The organism is Pseudomonas sp. TH21 (assembly GCF_016651025.1).
GTDB lineage: Bacteria > Pseudomonadota > Gammaproteobacteria > Pseudomonadales > Pseudomonadaceae > Aquipseudomonas > Aquipseudomonas aylmerensis.
Map to the genome: position 1 here is coordinate 4,332,475 of NZ_JAEKEQ010000001.1, position 22,930 is coordinate 4,355,404.

The following is a 22,930-nucleotide window of genomic DNA, read 5'->3' on the forward strand; positions in this document are numbered from 1 at the left end:
GTGAAAATCAGTGTGATTGCAGCCCCACCGCCGTGCGCGGCATGCCGACAAACCCCGGTAACGCTTCAATGCTGGCGAGCCAGGCGCGTACATGAGGGTAGTCGTCCAGCGACACATTGCCTTCCGGCGCGTGGGCCACGTAGGTGTAGAAGGCCACGTCGGCAATGCTCGGCTGTTCGCTGGCCAGGAAGCGGCTGTGGCGCAATTGCTGCTCCACCAACTGCAGCAAGGCGTGGGAACGGCTGATCGCGGTGTCGGTATCGACCTGGGCACCAAACACCAGGGCCAGGCGCGCCGCAGCAGGGCCGGCGTGCAGTTGGCCGGCGGCGGCCGACAGCCAGCGCTGGACGCGCGCCTGGCCTACGGGATCGCTCGGCAGCCATTGGCCTTTGCCGTAGGTGCTCGCGAGGTACACCAGGATCGCGTTGGAGTCCGCCAGTACCGTGCCGTTGTCGTCAATCGCCGGCACCTGGCCGAAGCTATTGAGGGTCGCGACGAATTCAGGCGCTTTGTGCGCGCCCTGCTTGAGGTCGACCAGAATGAATTCACTGGGCAAGCCCAGCAGGGACAGCATCAGCTCGACCCGATGAGTGTGGCCGGACAATGGATAACCGTAGAGTTTGATCGCAGGCTGGGACATGGAAGGCTCCGAAAGAGGGGTTCGACACACCGCATGTTCCATCGCTGCCCGGGTCGATGGAATCACCAGGTTTTACAATCCAGCATTTCACCCGGTGAAACAATCACTCGCCGAACAATTCGACGATCAGATCAAACAGCGTGCACTTGACCGCGCTGTCCAACGCGGTCCAGGCCAGCCCCGTGCTGGTCTCGAACCCACCCAGTTGCAGAGGCCGAGACACGCAATTGGCCGGCAGAGCCCGCGTCGCCTGCACCGGCAGCACGCCAACACCCAACCCGGCGCAGACCAGCGCGAGCATAGTGGTGAACTCGCCCAGCTCCGAGGCGATCTGCAGGGGGATCCCCAGCGCCTGGATAAACTCATCGTAGAAGCCCGGGGCATAGCGCCGCGCGAGGATATACACCGGCACATCGAGCAGGTCGGCGGGCTGGATGGACGCGTGTGTCGCCAGCGGGTGATCCACGGGCAACGCCACGCAGAAACTCTCGTGCAGCACCGCGCGGGTCTGTACCCCCGGGTGCGCGGCCGGCAGGCGCATCAGGCCGAAATCCAGCAGGCCGTTCTTCAGTGCGATGGCCTGGTCGGGGCCGGGCATGTCCTTGAGTTCCAGCTCGAGGCGCGGGTATCGCTGGTGCACCGCGCGGATCAACTCGGGCAACCATTGCGGGAGTACCGAGGACACAAACCCCAGGCGCACCCGGCCGATCTCGCCACGGCTGGAGGCGCGCGCCGCATCCGCCGCCCGCGTCGCCTGGTGCAAGGTGGCCTGGGCTTCCGGCAGGAACACGCGACCGGCTTCGGTCAGCGCCACCGAGTGGCGATTGCGGTCGAGCAGGCGCACGCCGAGGCCGCTTTCGAGCAACTTGATCTGCATGCTCAGCGCCGGTTGCACAATCGACAGCTGGGCTGCCGCCCGACCGAAATGTAGCTCCTGGGCGAGCACCACAAAGGCCCGCAAGTGTTTGAGCTCCATACCCTACCCTGGTGATCACCGATATTGATCAGAAGATCATAAATGAACATTGGACCTACCCCCTGGATTGCAGCGAAGTTAAGCCCATCAAGGCCTGTTTGGTTATCACCCGCGCGTTCGGAGAACGGTTCCATGCACAGTGTTTTAGACAACTTCCGCCTGGATGGCCGGCTCGCGCTGGTCACCGGTTCCAGCGCCGGTATCGGCCTGGCCATTGCGCGCGGGCTGGCCCAGGCCGGCGCACGGGTGGTGCTCAACGGACGCAATCGCGGCAACTTGTGCGATGCAGCCGCGATGCTCACGCTGGAGGGCCTGGAGGTGCACACCCAGGCATTCGATGTCACCGACAGCGCGGCGATCCAGGCCGCGGTGGCGGATATCGAGGAGCGCCTCGGCCCGCTGGAAATCCTCGTCAACAACGCCGGCATGCAGCGTCGAGGGCCGCTCGAAGACTACAGCGAGCAGCACTGGCGCGAATTGATCAGCACCAACCTCGACAGCGCGTTTCTGGTCGGCCAGGCCGTGGCGCGGGCGATGATCGCGCGCCAGCGTGGGCGCATCATCAATATCTGCTCGGTGCAAAGTGAACTGGGCCGCCCGGGCATCGCGCCGTATGCGGCGAGCAAGGGCGCGTTGAAGATGCTCACCAAGGGCATGGCCATCGACTGGGGCCCGCATGGGTTGACTGTGAATGGCATCGGCCCCGGTTACTTCAAGACCGAACTGAACGCCAACCTGGTGACCCACCCCGAATTCAACGACTGGCTGGTGCAGCGCACCCCGAGCCGCCGCTGGGGCGACGTGGCCGAACTGGCCGGCGCCGCCGTGTTCCTCGCCAGCGACGCCGCGAGCTTCGTCAACGGGCATATTCTTTATGTGGATGGGGGAATTACTGCGTCGTTGTGAGGGTTGGAGCTGGGAATGGGATTGTGGTTGGGAGTGAGATTTTGGCTGGAAGTGAAACTGTGGCAGGGAATGAGATTGTGGCTGAAAGTGAAACTGTGGTGAGCGGGCTTGCTTATTGTGGCGAGCGGGCTTGCCCCGCGTTGGAGCGCGAAGCGGTCCCAATAAGACCGCCGCATTCCGTCAGACAGAATGCGGAGGATGGTTTTAGGGCGGCTTCGCCACCCAACGCGGGGCAAGCCCGCTCACCACAATAAGCGCGTCCCCCAATAAGACCGCCGCATTTCGTCAGACACAATGCGGTGGATGGTTTTAGGGCGGCTCCGCCACCCAACGCGGGGCAAGCCCGCTCACCACAATAAACGCGTCCCCCAATAAGACTGCCGCATTCCGTCAGACACAATGCGGTGGATGGTTTTAGGGCGGCTTCGCCACCCAACGCGGGGCAAGCCCGCTGACCACAATAAGCGCGTCCCCCAATAAGACCGCCGCATTTCGTCAGACAGAATGCGGTGGATGGTTTTAGGGCGGCTTCGCCACCCAACGCGGGGCAAGCCCGCTCACCACAATAGGCCCGCTCACCACAACAGGCCCGCTCGCCACAATAAGCGAGCCTGCCAGAACAATCTTGCTCACCAACAAGCGCGCCTGCCAGAACAAGCGTGCTCACCAACAAGCGTGCGACAACCAGCCCGCACTCAGCGCTCTTGCAACCGATCACGCAAAAACCGGTGGCTGGTGGAGAACAACCGTCGGTAGGTGAGCAGCACTGCACCCACCGTGCCCAGCGCCGACGATGCGGCGATCAGGAACATGATCACGATCTGATACCGCACCGCATCCACCGGGCTTTCCCCCGCCAGCACCTGGCCGGTCATCATGCCAGGCAGGCTGACGATGCCGACCACGGTCATCTGGTTCAGCGTCGGGATCATGCCGGCGCGCACTGCCTGGCGGATCGCTTCCTGCGCGGCTTCCCAACGCGAGCCGCCGAGGGCGAGGATCATCTCGATGGTGTTGCGGCCCGAGGTCAGTTCCTGGGTCATGCGCTCGATGCCCAGGGAAACGCCGGTCAGGGTGTTGCCGAGGATCATTCCCAGGATCGGAATCGCGTACTGCGGCTCGTACCAGGGATGGATGCGAATCACCGCGAACAGCCCCACCGCCGTCACCAGCCAGGAACTGCCCCACACCGACAGGATGCTGTCGACGCGCTGCCCGCGATACGTGCGGCGTCCACGGCCGGCCGCCGAAAGGCCGGCAATCAAGGTCATCGCGCACATCAACGGCAGCACCACGTACCAGTAGGCAAACTCGAACACCCATCCCAGCAGGTAACCGATCGCCAACAGTTGCACCACGGTGCGTACCGCCGCCCACAGCAACTGTCGGCCCAGGCCCAGGCGCAACAGCACTGACAGCGCGCCATTGATCAGGATCAGCGAGGCGGCGATGCCCATGTCCAGGGCCGTGAGGTTCTGATAATTCATGGCTGGGCCGCTCCATCCAGCACACCTGCGCTCATCTGCATGTGGATGTCACTCATGCGCCGGGCCTGGTCGAGATCGTGGGACACCCAGACATAGGCGCGCGCGTTGTCCGCGGCGAACCAGGCGTCGATAAGCGCTTCGACGTCACGCGAAGATGCCGGGTCGAGGGCGGCGGTGGGTTCGTCCAGCAACAGCACTTCGGGGTCGAGTTGCAGGGTGCGGATCAGCGACACCACCTGGGATTCACCGCCGGACAAGTCCAGCGCGTGCTTGGCCAGGAAGTCCGGCGCCTTGCCCGCATGCTCCAGCAGCGTGATGACTGACGCGCGGTCAAAGTGACGCTTGCGCAGGGTCTTGAGGCTGAACGGGAAACGCAGGTTGTCTTCCACCGTGCCTTCGAGCAGCGCCGGGCGTTGCGACAGGTAGCTGATGTGGCTGCGGTAGTGGGGAATCTGCGCATTGGCGATCGGCTGGCCGTTCCACAGGATCTGCCCCGAGGTCGGCGTATCCAGCAACGCCAGGGCGCGCAGGAACACACTTTTGCCGGAGCCGGACGAACCGGTGATCGACACGCGGTCGCCGGCGTGCAAGGTGAAGTCCGTGGGTTGCAGCAAGGCCACCTGGCGGCGTTCATCCACGCGCGTGAGGGCGCGGGTTTGTATCAATGCGCTCATGGACGCGGGGTTCCTCGTAAATCCTGCCAGACGCAATGGTGCGGCACACGCGGGAAGATTTCATGAAAAAATTCAAACTATCGCCAGCCACGTCGTTCACACCTTCACGTGCAACGTAAACAGGAGGCGACATGCAGTACCGACAACTGGGCCATTCCGGCCTGCTGGTATCCGAAATCATCCTGGGCACCGTGCCGTTTGGCGGTCGTGCCGAGTTCGAAAAATGCGGCTCGGTGGACGTGCCCCAGGCCAAGCGCATGTTCGACATCGCGTTCGACGCCGGGGTGAATATGGTCGATACCGCCGACCTCTACTCCCACGGCCTGGCCGAAGAAGTGGTCGGCAAGGCGTTGGGCGACAAGCGCAACGACATCCTGCTGGCGACCAAGGGCCGCAGCCCGGTGGACAAGAACCCGAACAACTCCGGCTCGTCGCGCTACCACCTGATTCGCGCGTGCGAAGCCAGCCTGAAGCGCCTGGGCACCGACCATATCGACCTCTACCAACTGCACAACTGGGACGGTATGACGCCCATCGAGGAAACCCTCGAAGCCCTGCGGCTGCTGGTGGGATCGGGCAAGATCCGCTACTTCGGCACCAGCAATTTCACCGCCTGGCAAATGATGAAAACCCTGGGCAAAGCCGAATTGCACGGCATGCTCAAGCCCATCACCCAGCAGATCTATTACACCCCGGAATCGCGCGAGGCCGAGTATGAGTTGCTGCCACTGGCGCTGGACCAGTCCATCGGCACCCTGGTGTGGGGCCCAATGGGCGAAGGTTTGCTGACCGGCTCGACCCGGCGCGGACACCAGCCACCGGCCAATACCCGCCAAGGCAGCGGCTGGCCGGAACCCTACGTGCATGACCAGGAGCGCGCGCTGGATATCATCGAAACCCTTGCTGCCGTCGGCGACGAGCATGGCGTCTCGGTGGCCCGCACATGCCTGGCCTGGCTCAAGGATCGCCCAGGGATCACCTCGTTGATCGTCGGCGCACGTACCGAAGAACACCTGCGCGACAATCTTGCGGCAACCGAACTGAAGCTCACTGAGGAGCAATCCTCGCGCATCGAGGCCGTGACCCGTCGCCAGCCGTTGTACCCGTACTGGCACCGGTTTACTGCGGGCATCGACCGTTTTGACCCGGCAGAACAGCCGTTCCTGGCCGAGCATCAAAAGACCATGGACGCACGCAAGGATAAGTAAACCGGCCTGAATGTGGGTGCGGGCATACCCGCGCCCACATCTTGAGGGTTGCAGTGAACGGCGATGCTGCCTATATTTCCCGCCTGGCGCTCTCTACGCCACCTTCCGCGGAAAGGGCTGCGCCCAAGACACTGCAACCTCCTTTTTTTCTACGACTCCCCAGCCTTAAAGCGGAAAAGGTCTGTGCAAGGAGATCGTATGTCCCAACACTTCAACACCGATGGCCGCCTCAACCTTGAGCAGCAGCGCAAGCGCGCCAAGGAACTGTTGCCGCGCCTGAAAACCCAAGACCCGAACGCGACTTTGTCCCAGGCCCAATGGACGATCGCCAAACAGCTGGGCTTCAGCAGTTGGCCCAGGCTCAAGGCGCATATCGATGCCATCGACTTCGCCGCGCAGCACCCCGACTTCACCGCCAGCGATGAAGCGCGCACCACCCATTGGCGCTGTGGCAATGACATCGCCCATAGCTTGCAACTGGCCGGGTTCAAGGGCAAGTTCCGGATGCTTACCGACCCGTTATGCATGGGCCCCGTGCGTGATGTGCCGGATGAAGCATTCCGCGCGCTGCGCAGCGCCTTCATCAGCCAGGCCTTTGCCTTGGACCACGCCGAGACAGCGCGCCGCGTGGACGATGAATACCAACAGCTGAATGCCTTGGCCGGCGCCGATCACAGCGTGCTGTGGTGCGAGGCGGACGCCTATGACCAGCTGTTCCTGGTCCGCACACTGGCAAGTCTGGAACACGCGCCGCGCAAGCTGGAGCTGATCGAGGTGGGCCGCATTCCGGGCGTCGAGCGCTTCATCGGCATCGGCCAGTTGGCGCCTGACGTCCTGGCGTGGCTATGGCCGCAGCGCCGGCTGATCGACGATGACGCGGTGCAATTGGCCAGACAGGTGTGGTCGGCGTACTGCGACAACTCGCCCGTCACCCTCGCCGAACTGGCGCACGGCTATCACCCTTCCCTGCCCTTTCTCGCGCCGGCGCTACTGCGTCAGTTGCAGGAGTTGCCCAGCCAGCACAACGGTCTGTCACTCACCGAACAGTTATCGCTGAGCTACATCGCCGAGGCTGGACCGATGCCTTTCGGCCGGGTGTTTGCCGAGTTGATGGCCAAGCGTGAGCCGCTGCCGTTCCTGGGCGACATGATGTTCCACGCGCTGCTGCGCCCGTTGATCGATGCCGAGCAGCCGTTGCTGATCGAGACCGGCACCGACCAGCCATGGCCTCGCCGCCCGTTGACACTCACCGCGTTGGGCCACGCGGTACTCAAGGGCGATGCCTATTGGCTGGACCATGCCAGCGACGTGCGCTGGGTTGGCGGCGTGTGTCTCTCACCCCGCCAGCCGCATTGGACGCTGGATGATCAACGACGGCCGTTATGGCGTAGCTGACGGCCGTGGCTCATGGATCGGGCAGCCGTTGTGCTCGGCCCGGAACCCGGACGACATCTCATAAGCGGGCTTGCGCACCCGCATCACCCCGCCCAGGGGCCGATGGGCCGCCAGCCCGTGCCACGGGCTGAAGGCCATGCCATCGTCGATCTGCTGCACATTTTCCGGGCTCCAGGCCGCTTGCGGTGCAAGGTCGATGCGCGCCACGGTCACATACGGGCTGAGGTCTTCAGGCCACTGCACCGAGGCGTCCTCGATGGGCATTTTTTCCAGGTCGGTGGCCAGTTGGACGCGCACCTCCCAGCTGCCGCCGCTTTGGGCAAAGTAGGCCTCGACCGCTGCACGCAGGCCATCGGGATTACCGCCGAAATCCACGTGCAGGTCGGTCAGCGCCGTCAGGTTAGACGACACCGGCACCACCGCGACCTTGGCGTAGTAAGGCCCGTAGAGCATCGGCACGACGCTGGAAAAACTCTCGCCGAGGATATGCGTCTGCGGGTGGCCGCCCAGGCTCTTCAAGGTACCGCTTTCGCCACCGAGCGACTCCAGCGTCGCCTCCACACCGCGCAGCACTGCCGACAAGGCTTTCTTCATGCCGGGGGCCTTGTCGGTAGTCTTGGCCAATAACTTCAGGGTCTTGAGGAAATCCTTCGGCGTCGCGGCGGTGAAGGCCTTGGCGTTTTGCATGACGAAATCCTGCGTCACCTCGCCATCGCTGCCCGGCAGGCGCGCACCCTCGACGCCGACGATCTTGACCGCCAGCCCGCGCGGGGTGGACACCTTGTCATCGAGGATGTCGCCAGGGTTGGTCGAAAAGCGCATGAACACCGGCAGTGTCACCGGCTTGGCGAAGGCGCCCTGGGCCAGTTCGGCCGGCAGGTTATCCAGCACCGTGATGTGCCCGCGCAACAAACCGTGGCCCTTGGCGTGGACACTACGGGTGGCGTGTCCACTGTCGCGAAACGTGGTCTGCATAATGCCGTGAAGGGCTTCGGCCAGCTCCGCGCTGGTCTGCGCTTCATCTTCCGGGATCTGTTCGAAGGACGCTTCAAAGGGCAACGGCGCACGCACTGAATTGACTACAGGTAGGTCGTTCATCAGGTATCTCTCCGCTCGGCATAGGGTTCACGGCAGGCTTTTTTCTAATAGTCAGGCACGCCTGAAAAAATCCAGGCGTGGTGATTCATAGGTCCGGGGCAATCAAATGGATGTTCAACAAATCGGCATGACGTCGGACGAGCGGTGTTCACCTACCGTCCGGAGATCAGCTCGAACCTTTTGCAGCGCGCATTCGTCACAGCCTTATTCCTCCTGATAGCACCCGGGTGCCGCCATGCTGATCTATCCAAAAGCCCACTTTCACCCCTACACCCATGCGAGCGGCGGCTGGGGCTCGGCGCAGTCGGTAATGAAAATCCTGTGGCGCGAGCAGGCTTTCGCCAAGGGCCCGCGCGCGCTGATGAAACAGAACAAGCCGGACGGCTTTGCCTGTGTCAGCTGTGCCTGGGCCAAGCCGGGCAAGCCGCACGCCCTGGAGTTTTGCGAGAACGGCGCGAAGGCCACGGCCTGGGAGTTGACCTCGCTGAAGACCTCGCCGGCGTTCTTCGCCGAGCACACCCTCAGCGAACTGCGCCAATGGTCGGATTACGCCCTGGAGCAACACGGGCGGCTGACCCACCCGCTGCGCTATGATCCGGCCACCGACCGCTACCAGGAGACCACCTGGGAGCAGGCATACCGCGAGATCGGTGCGCAGTTGAAGACGATGCAACCCGACAGCGTGGTGTTCTACGCCTCCGGGCGCGCGTCGCTGGAAACCTCGTTCATGTACCAACTGTTCGCCCGGGCCTACGGCACCAACAACCTGCCCGACAGTTCGAACATGTGCCACGAGAGCACCTCGGTGGGGCTGCAGGAAAGCATCGGCATACCGGTCGGCAGCGTGACCCTGGAAGATTTCGAACACACCGACTGCCTGTTTTTCTTTGGCCAGAATGTCGGCAGCAACGCCCCACGCATGCTTCATCAACTGCAGGATGCGCGCAAACGCGACGTGCCGATCATCACCTTCAACCCGCTGCGTGAGCGCGGGCTGGAACGCTTCGTCAATCCGCAGTCGCCGATAGAAATGCTCACGCCGGAATCCACCGTGATCAGCACGCAATACCACCAGGTAGCGATTGGCGGCGATAGCGCCGCCCTGCTCGGCCTGGCCAAGGTGCTGCTGGAGATGGACGACCAGGCGCAGCGCGAGGGGCGCGCGGCGGTGCTCGATCACGCCTTTATTGCCCAGCACACCCAAGGTTTCGAGGCCTTCGCGGCGCTGGTACGGGCTTGCCAATGGCAGACTGTCGAGCGCCAGTCCGGGCTGAGCCGCAGCGCCCTGGAGGCGGCCGCGCAGGTGTATGCGCGCAGCGAGCGGGTGATGATGATCTATGGCATGGGCCTCACCCAGCATCGCCACGGGGTGCAGAACGTGCAGATGCTGGTGAACCTGTTGCTGATGCGCGGCAACTTCGGCAAGCCGGGCGCCGGGATTTGCCCGGTGCGTGGCCACTCCAATGTGCAAGGCCAGCGCACCGTCGGCATTACCGAAGACCCGAAAAAAGTCCCGGTCGAATTGATCGAACAGCACTTCGGCTTCAAGGTGCCCGAGCAGATGGGCCTGTGCACCGTCGACGCCTGCGAAGGCATCCTCGCCGGGCGCGTGCGCGGTTTTATCGGGCTGGGCGGCAACTTCCTGCGCGCGATCCCGGATACCTCGCGCATGGAACCGGCCTGGCAGACGCTGCAACTCAACGTGCAGATCGCGACCAAGCTCAACCGCACGCACTTGTTGCCTGCAGCCCACCAATGGCTGCTGCCGTGCCTGGGACGCATCGAAATCGACCGGCAGAACGGCGTCGCCCAGACCTGGGCCACCGAGGACAGCACCGGTTGCATCCACGGCTGGCGCGGCAGCGCGGAACCGGTAGGCCCGCAGGTGCGAGCCGAGGCCAGCATCGTCGCCGGCCTGGCCCTGGCGACCTTGCCGGCCGGCAGCAAGATTGACTGGCAAGGCTGGAGCGCCGACTACTCGCAGGTGCGCACCGCCATTGGCGCAATCTACCCGCAGATCTTCCACGACATGGAAACCCGCATGGCCGAACCGGGTGGTTTCCACCGCCCCATCGCGGTCGCCCGGCGTGAGTGGCTGACCCACAGCGGCAAGGCACAATTTGTGCTGCCCAGCACCCTCAACGAAGATGACGACGTCAATCCCGAGGTGCTGCCACGCGATGTGCTGCAGTTGATGACGCTGCGCAGCAACGATCAATTCAACACCACCATTTATGGCTACGAGGATCGCTTTCGCGGTATCAGCGGCACGCGCGAGGTGATTTTCATGCACCGCAACGACATCGCGCGGCTGGGCTTCGAGAATGGCCAGGGCGTGATGCTGACCACCGCCATAGAGCCGCAGGTCAAGCGCCAGGTGGGGCCGCTGGAGATCGTCGCCTATGACATTCCCGAAGGCTGCGCCGCGGCGTATTACCCTGAATGCAACCCGCTGGTGCCGCTCTGGCACCATGCCGAACGCAGCAAGGTGCCGGCGGCCAAATCGGTGCCGATCCGCCTGAGCCTGGCGGGTTGATCAGCGCTTGGGCGACAGCCCGACCGCGCACGCCACCACCGCCGAATCCTGCGGATAGTGAGCGCGCGGGGCCATCGCAGGCGACAGCAGCCGACCGTCGACGGCGCGCAACATCGGCCGCTCGACGGCTGGCGCGCAATGCTGTGGGTCGATAATTTCCATGCAGCGGCGCAACGAGTTGAAGTCCGGCGACTGCGCCAGCGACAAATGCAACGTCTGGCTGACCGACACCGACACCACGGACCCCTGCACGCATTGCCCGTCATAGATCAGCGCGTGGCGGATCAGCGGGTTGTCATGGCAGTACTTCAGCAGGTTGAATGGCCGCGCGCACACCAGTGCCGTGTTGATGATCAACAGGTCGAACGCCACCGTGCCCGAGCGCGTCAAGGCCTGCAGCTCGTCGAACGTGCTCAGCGGGGCGATGCGGTAATAGCCCAGCTGGTTGAGCATTTTCTCGATCTTGATCCGTTGCAGCAGGTCTGCATCGGCAATCAGAAGGCGTAACGCTTTATTGGACATAGGTAAACCTGACAGTTGGGCATCCGCGTCGATCATTCAACGCTGAATACGTTAACCGTCAGCCAGCAAACCTGACTTTAAGGCGATTCTGAAACGGTAAGCCGCTACCCCCACGCACTTTTAAGAATCGCCTCAAAGCCCTCGCACTGCCCTGCCCCTACCATGGGCCGCGTCCCTCACGCTCCCCTGGATTCGGCCGTGCTCATGTTTCTACTCAGAATGGTGTTTTTAGCCTGCGCCTTGCTGGCCCTCGCATCACGTCCCGTCAATGCGGCGTTGAAGATCGAGGGCACGCGCCTGATCTATTTCGGCCAGGACAGGGAAGCCACCCTCGGCGTGGTCAACCAGGCGCCGCGTGAAGTAGTGGTGCAGACCTGGATCACCGGCGAGGACGACGCAAGCGGGCGCACCGTGCCGTTCGCCGCCACCGAGCCGCTGGTACAACTGGGCGCCGGCGAGCACCACCGGCTGCGCATCCTGTATGCCGGCGAGGGCTTGCCGACCGATCGCGAGTCGCTGCTCTGGCTCAACGTCATGGAAATTCCGCTCAAGCCGCAGGACTCCAACAGCGTGCAGTTTGCAATCCGCCAACGGCTCAAGCTGTTGTACCGCCCGCCCGCGCTCAAGGGGGGATCGAGCGAGGCGGTGCAGCAGTTGGTCTGGAGCCGCAACGACGGGGGCAGCGTGACGGTCAGCAATCCCAGCGCATTTCACCTGTCGCTGGTGGACGTGCAGACCGACAGCCAGGCGCTCAGCGACTACCTGTTGCTCAAGCCCTACGAGCGCAAAACCCTGGACACGCCGAGCCCGCTGGCCGCCGGCACCACCCTCCACTTTACCGAAATCAACGATATCGGCCTGCAGGCGCGCCGTAGCGCGCGGCTCAAATGACCGATCGCGGGGTACTTGCACCTATGTCACCGACCAAACGTTTACTGCCCCTGCTGCTGTGGGCCTGCGCCGTGTTGCCCGCCACCAGCCATGCGCTGGCCTGCCGCGAGGACGGCACCAACTCGATCATCACCGAGGAGGCGCTGGGCACCGCGCTGGCGGTGGCTGCCGATGCCCCCAACGGCAGCATCATCTGGGAATCCGGCCCGCGCTCGACCAATGTGATCTGCAAGGACGACTACAACCATGGCCGCGAGGAAGTGTATTTCTACGTCAACCCGGCCAACGTGAGCATCGGCACCGGTATCCGCGTGGGCATCCGTTACAACAACCAGCCAATTACCCAAAGCAGCGGCAAAGTCGGCACCGGGTTCTATTCCGACCGTGGCTGCAACCTGGCCAACTGCGTGGGCTGGGACAAGGCGCGCTTCACCCTCAACTTCAGCGTGTTCATCGAAAAATACGACCCTACCCCACCGAGTGGCCAGGCCAGCACCCTGACCTCTTACCGGGTGTTCCAGCTGGACGGCGTACGCGGTCTCAACTCACGGCCCAACAGCAACTTCAACTATGTGGTCACCGGCATGAACGGCATCCGCTTCGTGCCCTGCACGCCCGAGCTGACCATCACCCCCAGCGTGGTCAACTTCCCGACACCGTCGCGCAAAGCCTCGATCGGCGAAGTCGCCAGCAGCGCCAACTTCAGCCTGAACCTGCGCAAAGGCTGCGACACGCCCTACACCGTCAGTGCGCGCTTCGCGACCACGGCGGGCGGCGGCAGTGTGAGCAATGGCTTGCTGGTGCCGGACAACAACAATTCGGTGGGCATTTCGTTGTCGCGCGCCGAGAGCCAGCAGCAACTGCCGTTCAACGCGTGGTTCACCCTGCAGGAACTGATGGGCCTGGGCCAGAGCCACGATGAATTTCGCGCCGACCTGAAATGGCGCACCCTGCCGCTCCCCGGCGCCTTCGACGCCGCCGTGGTGGTAGATATGTATTACAAGTAGGCGAATTTTAAGGATCGTCTTATGCCCTTGGCGCACGCGGGTCTCTACAGTGCGCCGATGCGATTGAAAAGTTACCTGCTGCAGATCAACCCCGTCCTCTCCCGACCCGAAGCAGCCAGAAGGCTGCTGCGTATTTTTGCGACCGTGCTGCTTATCGGCATCTTCAGCGGGGTGTATACCTTTCTGCTGTCGACCTTCAACAACGACATCTCCCAACGCCGCGGCTACATGAGCAGCGCCATCGCCGAAGCCCACACTTTTTTCACCAACCGCGAGGCCTTGCTCGAAAGCCTCAGCCTCTCGGCCGTGCGCAAGCAGGCGCGGCTCTACCCCTCCTCCGAAGAAGAACAACACCTGCAACTGGGTGACACGCCGGGCAACCAGTGGAGCATCTGGCTGACCGCGCGCATGCGCGACTACCTCAAGGCCAAGCAGGTCAACCTGCTATACGTGAACACCGGCCCCGAGCCGCAGGTGACGCGCCTGTACGACTCGACCGCGCAGGTGCTGCCGATTTCCAAGTGCCTGCTCAATCGCCTCAAGGCCCTGCAACGCAGCGACCCGTCGACGCTCAAAGAGCTGTGGCTCAGCGACAAGACCGAGCACCACTCGCACCTCTATCTGTTCATCCGCCTGGACGAGCGCGACCCGCGCTCCGGCTGGCTGGGCCTGGAGATGGAAAGCCGTGAGGTGTCCCAGACCCTCAGCGACCAGAGCGCCGGCGAGTTCATGATGCTCAATTCCCAGGGCATGCTGGTGTTCACCAACAGCGACGATGCGCAGTGGAGCCAGCAACGCCTCAAGCCCCAGGAAGACAGCTTTTTCGGCTTTGTCGGCAACGGCTGGCTGCCCGATCACCTGGTGATTCGCAAGCACCTGAAGTCTTCGGACTGGCAACTGATGTACTCCATCGACCTGCACGCCGTGGTCTCCGGGCTGTGGAAGCAGCTGCTCGGTTCGCTGCTGTTCTGCCTGCTCAGCGTGACGCTGATCTGGCTGGTGATGCGCCGTGTCGACCAGCGTTTCATCATCCCCTCGATCCACCGTATCCAGGCGCTGATCGAAAGCGAGGCGTTCGGCCGCGATGTGATCCAGACCGCGCCCGTCGCCCTCTGCGTGCTGCGCCGCACCGACGGCCAGGTGGTGCTGGAAAACACCCTGGCCCAGCAATGGCTGGGCCATGGCCCGGAGCGTGAGGCATTGCGCGCAGGCTGGATCGAGCAGGCGTTTGCCGATGACGCCCACGAACACTGCGATTACTTTGAAACCATCGACGGCCGCCACCTGTACCTGAGCAGCGCCCCCACCCGTTATCGCGGCGAAGACGTGTTGTTTTGTGCATTCAGCGATATCAGTGCGCGCAAGCAGGTCGAGGCGGCGCTGGAGGAAGCCCGCCAGTCAGCCGATGCCGCCAACGCTGCCAAGACCCTGTTCCTGGCGACCATGAGCCATGAAATCCGCACGCCGCTGTATGGCGTGCTCGGCACCCTCGAACTGCTGGCGCGCACGCAACTGGACGCCCAGCAGAAGGACTACCTGCACGCCATCGAAGGGTCGTCCTCGACCCTGCTGCAGTTGATCTGCGACGTGCTCGATGTGTCGAAGATCGAGGCCGGGCAACTGGCCCTGGAGTTGAGTGAGTTTTCGCCGCTGGAGCTGGTGCACGAAATCATCCAGGGCTACGCCGCAGCCGCGCAGGGCAAGGGCCTGCAACTGTATGCCTGCTTCGACCCGAAGTTGCCGGAGCGGCTGATCGGTGACGTGACGCGCATCCGCCAGATTCTCAACAACCTGCTCAACAACGCGGTGAAGTTCACCGACTACGGGCGCGTGGTGTTGCGGGTCAAGGTGCTGGGGCGCGACGGCGAGCGCTCGAGTCTGCTGTGGCAGGTGTCGGACACCGGCAAAGGCATTGCCCAGGAAGACCAGGCGATGATTTTCGAACCGTTCTACCAGAGCGAAGGCAATACCAACGTCGTCGCCGGCACGGGCCTGGGGCTGCCCATCTGCCAGCGCCTCACGGAGTTGATGAACGGCAATATCCGCATGGTCAGCGAAATGGGCCTGGGCAGCAGTTTCAGCCTGATCCTGCCGCTGGAAGAAGCGCCCACCCCGCCGATGACCCCGCTGCTGGCCGAGACCATCTACGTGGTCGCGCCGATCCCCGAGCTGGCGCACTCCATCAGCGGCTGGCTGCGGCGCTGGGGCGCCAGGGCGCAGACCGGCCTGCCGACGCTGGCGGACAGTCATCTGCTGCTGCAAGTGCATCCGGGCAGCATCGACCCGTCGCTGGCGCCCGAGTGGCCGGGTCCGGTGATCCACGTGAGCAGCAACGCCTGCACTGCCGTGGAAGCCGACGCCGGCGCGTGGCACGTCAACCTCAATCACCTGGCGGCGATTCACCAGGCCGTCAGCCAGGCGCAAGGGCTGTGGGTGGCCCGTAGCGACGAGCAAATACGCCAGCGTGACTTGAGCAAACTCAACCTGCATCTGCTGGTGGCCGAGGACAACATCATCAACCAGCTGATATTGCGCGACCAACTCGAAGAACTCGGCTGCACCGTGGAGCTGGCGGCCGATGGCCAGGAAGCGTTGCAGCTGTACACCGCCGGCAACTTCGATGTGGTGTTGACGGACGTGAACATGCCCCACATCAACGGTTATGAACTGGCGCGCGAATTACGTCGCCAGGGCTGCCCGTTGCCGATTATCGGGGCCACCGCCAACGCCATGCGCGGCGAGGCCGACCTGTGCCTGGCCGCCGGCATGAACCATTGCCTGGTCAAACCCTTTGCGTTGCGGGCTCTATTCAACTCCCTGGCGCCTTATGCACGGAACACCCATGAAGCCCCTTAGTATTCTGATAGTCGAGGACCACCCCCTGCAGCACATCTACCTGCAGCACCTGCTCAGTGAGTTGGGGGATTTCAGGCTCGAAACCGCCGAGGACGGCAAAGAAGCGCTGGAGCGGCTGCGCCAGCGCGATTTCGACCTGGTACTCACCGACCTGCTGATGCCCGGCATGGACGGCGTGCAGTTTATCCAGTGCCTGGCCAGCCTGCGCTGCAAGCCGGCGCTGGCGATCATGAGCGCGGCGTCGCGGCGCATGTTGATGGCGGCCAGCCTGGTGGCGAAAAACCTCGATGTGGAGGTGATCGGGCTGATCTCCAAACCGGTCGCCGCCGACGCCTTGCGCAGCCTGGTGGACCAGTTGCGCAACCGGGTACGCACGCCCTCCCCCGAACTGCCCGAGCACCTGGACATCGACCGCCACACGCTGGTCCAGGCCATGAGCGCGGGCCAGTTCCAGGCCTGGTTCCAACCGAAAAAATCCCTCGCCAACGGGCGTATCGTCGCCGCCGAGGCCTTGGTGCGCTGGATGCACCCCGAGCAAGGCGTGATGCTGCCCGCCGCGTTCCTGCCGGCGATCAAGGCCTTCGAGCTGGAGGAACGGCTGTTGTGGCTGGTGCTCAAGCAGGCAATTTACGCCCAGGAGCAGTGGCGCCAGCGCGGCTATGAAATCCCGGTGTCGATCAACCTGCCCACCCACCTGCTCAACAGCCACGACCTGGCCGACCGTTTGCTGGAATTCGTGCTGCACCACGACGGTATCCCGGGGATGATCTGCTTCGAGTTGATGGAATGCTCGGTGCCACAGGACATCAGCAACTTCTACGCCGGCGCCTGCCGCTTGCGCATCAAAGGCTTCGGCCTGTCCCAGGATGACTTCGGCAAGGGCTACAGCTCCTACCTCAACCTGGTGTCCACGCCGTTTACCGAACTCAAGATCGACCAGGCGCTGGTCCAGGGCAGCCATGACAACGAAGGCATCGCCCAGGCCTTGGCGAGCATCATTGCGCTGGGCCGCAAACTCGGCCTGACCGTGGTCGCCGAAGGCGTGGAGACGCCCCAGCAACTGGCGTTGCTGCGCAAGATCGACTGCAACCAGGTGCAGGGTTTCCTGATCTCCCACGCGGTGTCTTCGGATCAATTTCAACAACTTCTGAACAATGATGGCCCTGCGACATCTCACTAGCAGCCGGCCCTGGATTATTTGCTCTTTAATAAGGAGTAAGCTCCCTCCAGTGCCGATTTATCCTGCGCCTGCGGAACCCCCTGATGAAGCACAACAACGCGATACTCGAAGCCTTCACCCGCAGCTCCCTGCGCCTGAACAAAGGCCTGATGGTGCTGATTGGCATCGCGTTGTTGCTGATACTGACCAACTACTGGTCGCTGCAACGCGGGGTCGAAACCCGCTACGGCGCGACGCGCTTTCATTTCGCGCGACTGATGGAAAACCTGACGGAGCAGGAGTCGTACCTCAGGAGCCTGACGCACCCCGGCATCCAGGCCGAACTGCTGCGCGCAACCAACGTGCAGGTGAGCCTGAAAAGCCGCATGGTCGACAACCACCGCACGCTGTACGAAGGCCAGAAGTACTCGTTTTCGGTGCCCTTCAGCGTCAAGTTCGACGAGCAGCAGGTCGGCCCCGCCGCGCGGCCGCAGATTTTCGCCCTCGGCGCGCACCTGACCAGCTACTACAGCGCGTTCTGGTCTTCTTCGCCGTACGAGGCGCCGCAAACCTTTCTATTCAATCGCCACACCCACTACACCATCACGGTGCCGTCGGTGGGCTACCAGCGTCGAGAGAACACCGAGGAAACCGGCAACCTGGTGGCGCTGGTCAACGCCGTGCAGCAAACCCTGGAAAACACCCCGCAGCCGCTCGAGCAGAACCGCGTGTATTGGCAGGCCGGCCCCGCGCCCGGGCACTTGCTGGCCTATATCGGACTGCCGCTGGACGGCCAGGAACAGGCGGTGGTCGGCACCTTGCTCGACCTCGCGCGGGTCGACGATGTACAGCGCGCGCTGGACCGCTCGGCCTTTGATCGCCTGACCCTGATCGCACCCGACGGCACCCGGCTGGCAGGACCGGACGTCGGGCAGCTCAGCGATGGCGTGCATTTCAATGCCGATGGCTTTGAATTCAAGATGACCCAGCCAGGCGACCAGCCGTGGAGCGCGGTGTATGGCCTGAACTACTCGCACTTCTTCCACTCCGCGCTGTGGCCGCTGAGCAGCCTGGCGCTGTTCTTCGTCGGCCTGGTGACCCTGGGCTGGGGCGGCAGCCGCTGGTACCGGCGCCAGGTGATCAACCCGGCGCGCCTGGCCCACGAGCGCATTGCCGAAAGCGTGGCCTTCAGCCGTGTGATCATCGACACCGCGCCCACCGGCTTGTGCGTGGTGCGGCGCAGCGACGGCAAGGTCCTCATCGAGAACCAGCGCGCCCAGCAATGGCCCGGCACCGCGCGCCTGGTGGCCGCCATGGCCGGCACGCATGACAGCGCCGAGAGCGGCGAGACGCACCTGGAGATCGAAGGCCGGCACCTGCAGATCGGCTTTGTGTCGACCCGTTATCAGGCCGAAGACGTGCGCCTCTACGCCTTCAACGACATCACTCGCCACATCGACGACGCCCAGGCACTGGAAGATGCACGCCGCGCTGCCGATGCCGCCAACGAGGCCAAGACATTATTCCTGGCGACCATGAGCCATGAAATCCGCACGCCGCTGTATGGCGTGCTCGGCACCCTCGAACTGCTCGGGCTGACCGACCTCGATCCGCACCAGCAAACCTACCTGCACACCATCCAGCGTTCGTCCGGCACGCTGTTCCAGCTGATCAGCGATGTGCTGGACGTGTCGAAAATCGAGTCAGGGCAAATGGCGATAGAGGCCGTGGATTTCTGCCCGCTGGACATGCTCGAAGACACCCTGCACACCTACGCCGCGTCCGCACAGCGCAAGGGCTTGCAGCTCTACAGTTGCATCGATGCGCAATTGCCCGATTGCGTGATGGGCGACCCGATGCGTATTCGCCAGATTCTCAACAACCTGGTGAGCAACGCTATCAAGTTCACCGACATCGGGCGCGTGGTGATTCGCGCCAGGGTCACGGCGCGCGACGCCGGCAACGTCGACCTGGAATGGCAGGTCACCGACTCCGGCGTCGGTATCCCCGAGGCCCAGCAGGCCAAGCTGTTCGATCTGTTCTACCAGGCACCGGACACCGCCAGCGAAGGCGGGGCCGGGCTGGGGCTGCCGATTTGCCGATGGCTGGCGCAGATGATGGACGGTGAGATCCGCGTAGTCAGCGAGCCGGGCCTGGGCAGCAGCTTTACCCTGAAATTGCGCCTGCCACTGTGTGGCGGTGCGCTGACCCAGCTGCCGTTGATCGAGCCCAGCCCGACGCCAGTCTATGTGCAGGCGCCGGTGCGCGAACTGGCGCAGTCGATGAGTGACTGGCTCAATCGCCTGGGCATCGCGGCGGCGCTGGCGGCGACCACCCAGGAGCAGGACAGCCGCCATGCAGTGCTGGTCGACCTGCTGCCCGGCGACCCCGTCCAACCCTGGGCCGGCCAACGCGTGCGCTGCCTGCCAGGCGCTCACAGCCCGCCACTGCACACCGAGCAGGGTTGGGTCGTCGATCTGCACGACGTGCGCGCCATCGCTGCCACCGTGTCGCTGGCGCAGCACGGCAAGCACGAGCAACCGCCAGCGGCCCGGCCACACAGTGCCGGGCAACTGGGGCTGCGCATCCTGGTGGCCGAGGACAACCCGGTCAACCAGGCGATCATCAAGGAACAGCTGGAGGCGCTCGGTTGCTCGGTGACCCTGGCGGCCAACGGCGAGCAGGCGTTGCAGCTGTGGCTGCCGCAGGCCTTCGACCTGGTGCTCACCGACGTGAATATGCCGTTGATGAATGGCTATGAACTCGCCCGCGCCCTGCGCGAGCATGATCCGCAGTTGCCGATTATCGGCGTGACCGCCAACGCGATGCGCGAGGAAGGCGTGCGCTGCCTGGCGGTGGGCATGAACGCCTGGATCGTCAAGCCGTTGAGCCTGCAGACCCTGCGCGGCCAGTTGATCAGACTGTGCAAGGTCAAGCCGCCGGTCGAGCCCGACCTCGTGCCCTGCGACGACAGCGTGCAGTTGTCGGACACCATGCGCCCGTTGTTCATCAGCAGCGTAGAGCAGGACCTGCAACGCATCGGCGCGGCGCTCGAACGCCGCGATGCGCGTGCCCTCGGCCAACTGCTGCATTCGGCCGCCGGCGCATTGGGCGCCGTGCAGGCCCTCGACCTGGCCCAGGCCTGTATCGAACTGGAAGACCAACTTAACCGCGGCAGCCTCGACACTGCCCTTGCGCTCAAGGTGAAGGCGGTGATGCAGCGCCTGTCGGCCGTCCTGGACACGCTTCGGCCCGGGCACCCTTCACTCACCTGAACTGGCACTACGGACGGCCCTTTATGAAAAAATTCAACGTGGTAATCGCGGACGATCACCCGATCGTATTGCTGGGCGTTCGCGAGCTGGTGGAGCGCGACACCCGCTTCCAAGTGGTCGGCGAGGCCGTGTGTTCAGCCGGACTGATCGCGCTGTTGCAGCGCCAGGGCGTCGACATTGTGATCACCGACTACAACATGCCGGGCGACTCGCCCTACGGCGATGGCCTGAAACTGGTGGAGTACCTCAAGCGGCATTTCCCGCAGGTGCAGATCCTGATCCTGACGATGATTTCCAACCAGCTGATTCTCACGCGCCTGCAGGAGTTGGGCGTGGTCGGCATCATCCAGAAAAGCCAGTTGCACACCGAGATCCAACTGGCGCTCAAGGCGATTGCCCAGAAGAGCGCCTATCGCAGCCTGGAACCGCCGAAGACATCAGTGATCGAGACCCTCACGGACTTCGACGAGCGCTTCACCAGCCTGTCGCCCAAGGAGTTCGAGATCCTGCGTTTGTTTATCTCGGGCATGAGCGTGAGTGATATTGCGCGCAGCCAGAATCGAAGTTCCAAGACCATCAGTGCGCAAAAGATATCGGCCATGCGCAAACTTGAAGTGAGCAGCGACCAGGACCTGCTCGCTTATTGCCTGGCGCGTAATATCTTCAACTGACCTGCCCCTCCAGCAAGCCATTCAAGGCAATGGCTTCGCCCGCCCCCGCCCATGACCGCTCTAGAACGCATCTCTCCCGCCTGCTCCAGGGTTTATAAGAATCGTCTTATGTCGTCCAAACCTTGGACTTTTTATTCTTGCCCCGCAGTTCAACAACCGCACTTTCCAACTCACACTAACGGACATCATCATGAAGAAGTTTTCCCTGGCTGTTATCGCCTCGGCCCTGGTTGCGGCCTCCGGCAGCGCATTTGCCGATGAAACGGCACCGACGCCGACCCTGGGCGGCAGCGGCAAAATTACCTTCACTGGCGTGATCAACAATGACGCGTGCTCGGTGGACGGCGCCAACTCCGACCGCACCATCTCCGTGGACATGGGCAACGTCTCGATCAAGGACATGGGCACCGCCGAAAACCCAACCGCAGGTCGCGTGACCGCCAAAGACTTCAACCTGAACGTCAACTGCAACCAGGGCACCAAAGTCGCGATGATCTTTGACGCCAACAACGGCGGTTCGGGCCTGGTCACCGGCAAGAAAGTCCTGGCCCTGAACCCGGGTTCGGCCACCGCGCAAAACGTCGGCATCGCCCTGCTCGACAGCAAAGGCAGCCTGATCGACCTCAGCTCGCCGAGCACCGCACGCATTGAAAGCACCATGCACGGTCAGGGCACTGAAGGCGGCGACGCCACCATGAGCTTCGCAGCCGCCTACGTCACCACCGGTGCCGCCGGTGCCTCCACCGCCGGTCGCGGTGACGCGACCCTGCCGTTCATCCTGCAATACGAGTAACTCGGCGCGCCTGAGCACCGAACGCGCGAGGCCCTGCGGCCTCGCCATTTATTTTTGATGACACCGGACACCCTCATGCAGCCTCGTATTATCACCGCGAGCCTGGTGCTGCTGGGCATGCTTATGGCTACCCAGGCCACCGCCAGCATTTCACTCAACGCCACGCGTATCGTGTTCGATGGCAGCCACAAGGAAGCCAATATCACCGTGCGCAACGGCAACCAGGACGTGTTGATTCAGTCCTGGGTCGACATGAACGACGCCAGTGGCAGCCGTGCACCGTTTGCCGTCACCCCGCCCCTGGCACGGGTGTTTGCCAAGGAGCAGCAACTGCTGCGCATCCTCTATCAAGGCGCCGGCATGCCGACCGACCGCGAGTCGGTGGTGTGGCTCAATGTGCAGGAAATCCCCAAGGCCAGTGAGGCCGAGAACACGTTGCAGTTGGCCATCCGCCAACGCATCAAGATCTTCTACCGCCCTGCCGGCTTGCCCGGCAATGCGTTGCAAGCCCCGGCGCAGCTGGAGTGGCGCCTGGCCAAACAGGGCACGCAAACCCTGCTGCTGGTGAAGAACCCGACGCTGTACCACGTGTCGATGGCCGACATCAAAGTGCAGGCGCAACTGGCCAGCGACTCCACCATGATTGCGCCCGGCGAGGCAAAACAGTTCCCGCTCGGCGCGACGCCCGCCAGCGGCCCGGTGCAGTTGTCGTTTTCCAGCATCAATGACTACGGCGCGCAAAACCACTACACCGCGCCCCTGTCCATCGGCGCTGCGGCAGCCGCGAACGCGACTGAATCGCGCCTCAAACCCTAAGCATTTCGTCTAACCCACAG

The 22,930-nt window shown here is 63.4% G+C and carries 18 protein-coding genes; 12 read left to right on the forward strand and 6 right to left on the reverse strand.

Translation table 11 applies throughout. The features are described 5' to 3' along the window. Nucleotides 1–7 precede the first annotated feature (7 nt). Together JFU04_RS19020 and JFU04_RS19025 are read right to left on the reverse strand one after the other, a co-directional pair. Nucleotides 8–640, reverse strand: coding sequence for a glutathione S-transferase family protein (locus JFU04_RS19020; protein ID WP_201145359.1), 633 nt, complete (start codon nucleotides 638–640; stop codon nucleotides 8–10). 103 nt (nucleotides 641–743) lie between these two features. Continuing rightward, nucleotides 744–1,616, reverse strand: a complete 873-nt coding sequence (locus JFU04_RS19025; RefSeq protein ID WP_201145361.1) for a LysR family transcriptional regulator — start codon at nucleotides 1,614–1,616, stop codon at nucleotides 744–746. Between the two features lie 132 nt (nucleotides 1,617–1,748). On the opposite strand from JFU04_RS19025, the gene JFU04_RS19030 reads away from it, so the two are divergent. After that, nucleotides 1,749–2,522, forward strand: coding sequence for a glucose 1-dehydrogenase (locus JFU04_RS19030; protein WP_201145363.1), 774 nt, complete (start codon nucleotides 1,749–1,751; stop codon nucleotides 2,520–2,522). A 695-nt stretch (nucleotides 2,523–3,217) separates the two neighbouring features. On the opposite strand, the gene JFU04_RS19035 is transcribed toward JFU04_RS19030, so the two are convergent. Further along, on the reverse strand, nucleotides 3,218–4,009 hold the full coding sequence (locus tag JFU04_RS19035; protein ID WP_106803279.1) for an ABC transporter permease: 792 nt from the start codon (nucleotides 4,007–4,009) through the stop codon (nucleotides 3,218–3,220). Continuing rightward, nucleotides 4,006–4,683, reverse strand: coding sequence for an ABC transporter ATP-binding protein (locus JFU04_RS19040; RefSeq protein WP_201145365.1), 678 nt, complete (start codon nucleotides 4,681–4,683; stop codon nucleotides 4,006–4,008). Before JFU04_RS19040 ends, JFU04_RS19035 begins: the two co-directional genes overlap by 4 nt. Before the next feature lie 131 nt (nucleotides 4,684–4,814). On the opposite strand from JFU04_RS19040, the gene JFU04_RS19045 reads away from it, so the two are divergent. Continuing rightward, nucleotides 4,815–5,891 carry an aldo/keto reductase gene (locus JFU04_RS19045; protein ID WP_106803277.1) on the forward strand — a complete coding sequence of 359 codons (1,077 nt, stop codon included), beginning with the start codon at nucleotides 4,815–4,817 and terminating at the stop codon, nucleotides 5,889–5,891. Between the two features lie 198 nt (nucleotides 5,892–6,089). Beyond that, complete coding sequence (locus tag JFU04_RS19050; protein ID WP_201145367.1) at nucleotides 6,090–7,286, forward strand: DUF1835 domain-containing protein; 1,197 nt, start codon at nucleotides 6,090–6,092, stop codon at nucleotides 7,284–7,286. Here the strand turns inward: JFU04_RS19050 and JFU04_RS19055 are convergent. Beyond that, the gene (locus tag JFU04_RS19055) at nucleotides 7,272–8,387 is read right to left on the reverse strand and encodes a catalase family protein (protein WP_446739700.1); all 1,116 of its coding nucleotides are present in this window, start codon (nucleotides 8,385–8,387) and stop codon (nucleotides 7,272–7,274) included. The two genes, JFU04_RS19050 and JFU04_RS19055, sit on opposite strands and share 15 nt — an antisense overlap. A gap of 232 nt (nucleotides 8,388–8,619) precedes the next feature. Here JFU04_RS19055 and JFU04_RS19060 point away from each other — a divergent pair, with 232 nt between their 5' ends. Next, nucleotides 8,620–10,920 (forward strand): FdhF/YdeP family oxidoreductase, encoded by a 2,301-nt coding sequence (locus JFU04_RS19060; protein WP_201145371.1) that lies wholly within the window; start codon nucleotides 8,620–8,622, stop codon nucleotides 10,918–10,920. On the opposite strand, the gene JFU04_RS19065 is transcribed toward JFU04_RS19060, so the two are convergent. After that, complete coding sequence (locus JFU04_RS19065; RefSeq protein WP_201145373.1) at nucleotides 10,921–11,442, reverse strand: chemotaxis protein CheY; 522 nt, start codon at nucleotides 11,440–11,442, stop codon at nucleotides 10,921–10,923. Nucleotides 11,443–11,646: 204 nt separating this feature from the next. On the opposite strand from JFU04_RS19065, the gene JFU04_RS19070 reads away from it, so the two are divergent. The 8 genes from JFU04_RS19070 (at nucleotide 11,647) to JFU04_RS19105 (ending at nucleotide 22,910) form a co-directional block, all read left to right on the forward strand. Next, a complete protein-coding gene (locus JFU04_RS19070; RefSeq protein ID WP_242485918.1) occupies nucleotides 11,647–12,333 on the forward strand; it encodes a fimbrial biogenesis chaperone in 687 nt (228 codons plus the stop codon). Nucleotides 12,334–12,356: 23 nt separating this feature from the next. Then, entirely contained in the window at nucleotides 12,357–13,340 is a 984-nt protein-coding gene (locus tag JFU04_RS19075) for a fimbrial protein (protein WP_120449113.1), read from the forward strand. 57 nt (nucleotides 13,341–13,397) lie between these two features. After that, nucleotides 13,398–16,196, forward strand: a complete 2,799-nt coding sequence (locus JFU04_RS19080) for an ATP-binding protein (RefSeq protein WP_106805626.1) — start codon at nucleotides 13,398–13,400, stop codon at nucleotides 16,194–16,196. Then, nucleotides 16,183–17,376 carry an EAL domain-containing response regulator gene (locus JFU04_RS19085; protein ID WP_065904201.1) on the forward strand — a complete coding sequence of 398 codons (1,194 nt, stop codon included), beginning with the start codon at nucleotides 16,183–16,185 and terminating at the stop codon, nucleotides 17,374–17,376. Before JFU04_RS19080 ends, JFU04_RS19085 begins: the two co-directional genes overlap by 14 nt. Before the next feature lie 83 nt (nucleotides 17,377–17,459). Next, nucleotides 17,460–20,630 carry a hybrid sensor histidine kinase/response regulator gene (locus JFU04_RS19090; protein WP_201145377.1) on the forward strand — a complete coding sequence of 1,057 codons (3,171 nt, stop codon included), beginning with the start codon at nucleotides 17,460–17,462 and terminating at the stop codon, nucleotides 20,628–20,630. A 23-nt stretch (nucleotides 20,631–20,653) separates the two neighbouring features. After that, entirely contained in the window at nucleotides 20,654–21,301 is a 648-nt protein-coding gene (locus JFU04_RS19095; RefSeq protein WP_065904208.1) for a response regulator, read from the forward strand. Nucleotides 21,302–21,491: 190 nt separating this feature from the next. Beyond that, the gene (locus JFU04_RS19100; RefSeq protein WP_065904210.1) at nucleotides 21,492–22,094 is read left to right on the forward strand and encodes a fimbrial protein; all 603 of its coding nucleotides are present in this window, start codon (nucleotides 21,492–21,494) and stop codon (nucleotides 22,092–22,094) included. A gap of 75 nt (nucleotides 22,095–22,169) precedes the next feature. Continuing rightward, nucleotides 22,170–22,910: a fimbrial biogenesis chaperone gene (locus JFU04_RS19105; RefSeq protein ID WP_201145379.1), complete on the forward strand. Its 741-nt coding sequence runs from the start codon at nucleotides 22,170–22,172 to the stop codon at nucleotides 22,908–22,910. The last annotated feature ends 20 nt before the right edge of the window (nucleotides 22,911–22,930 follow it).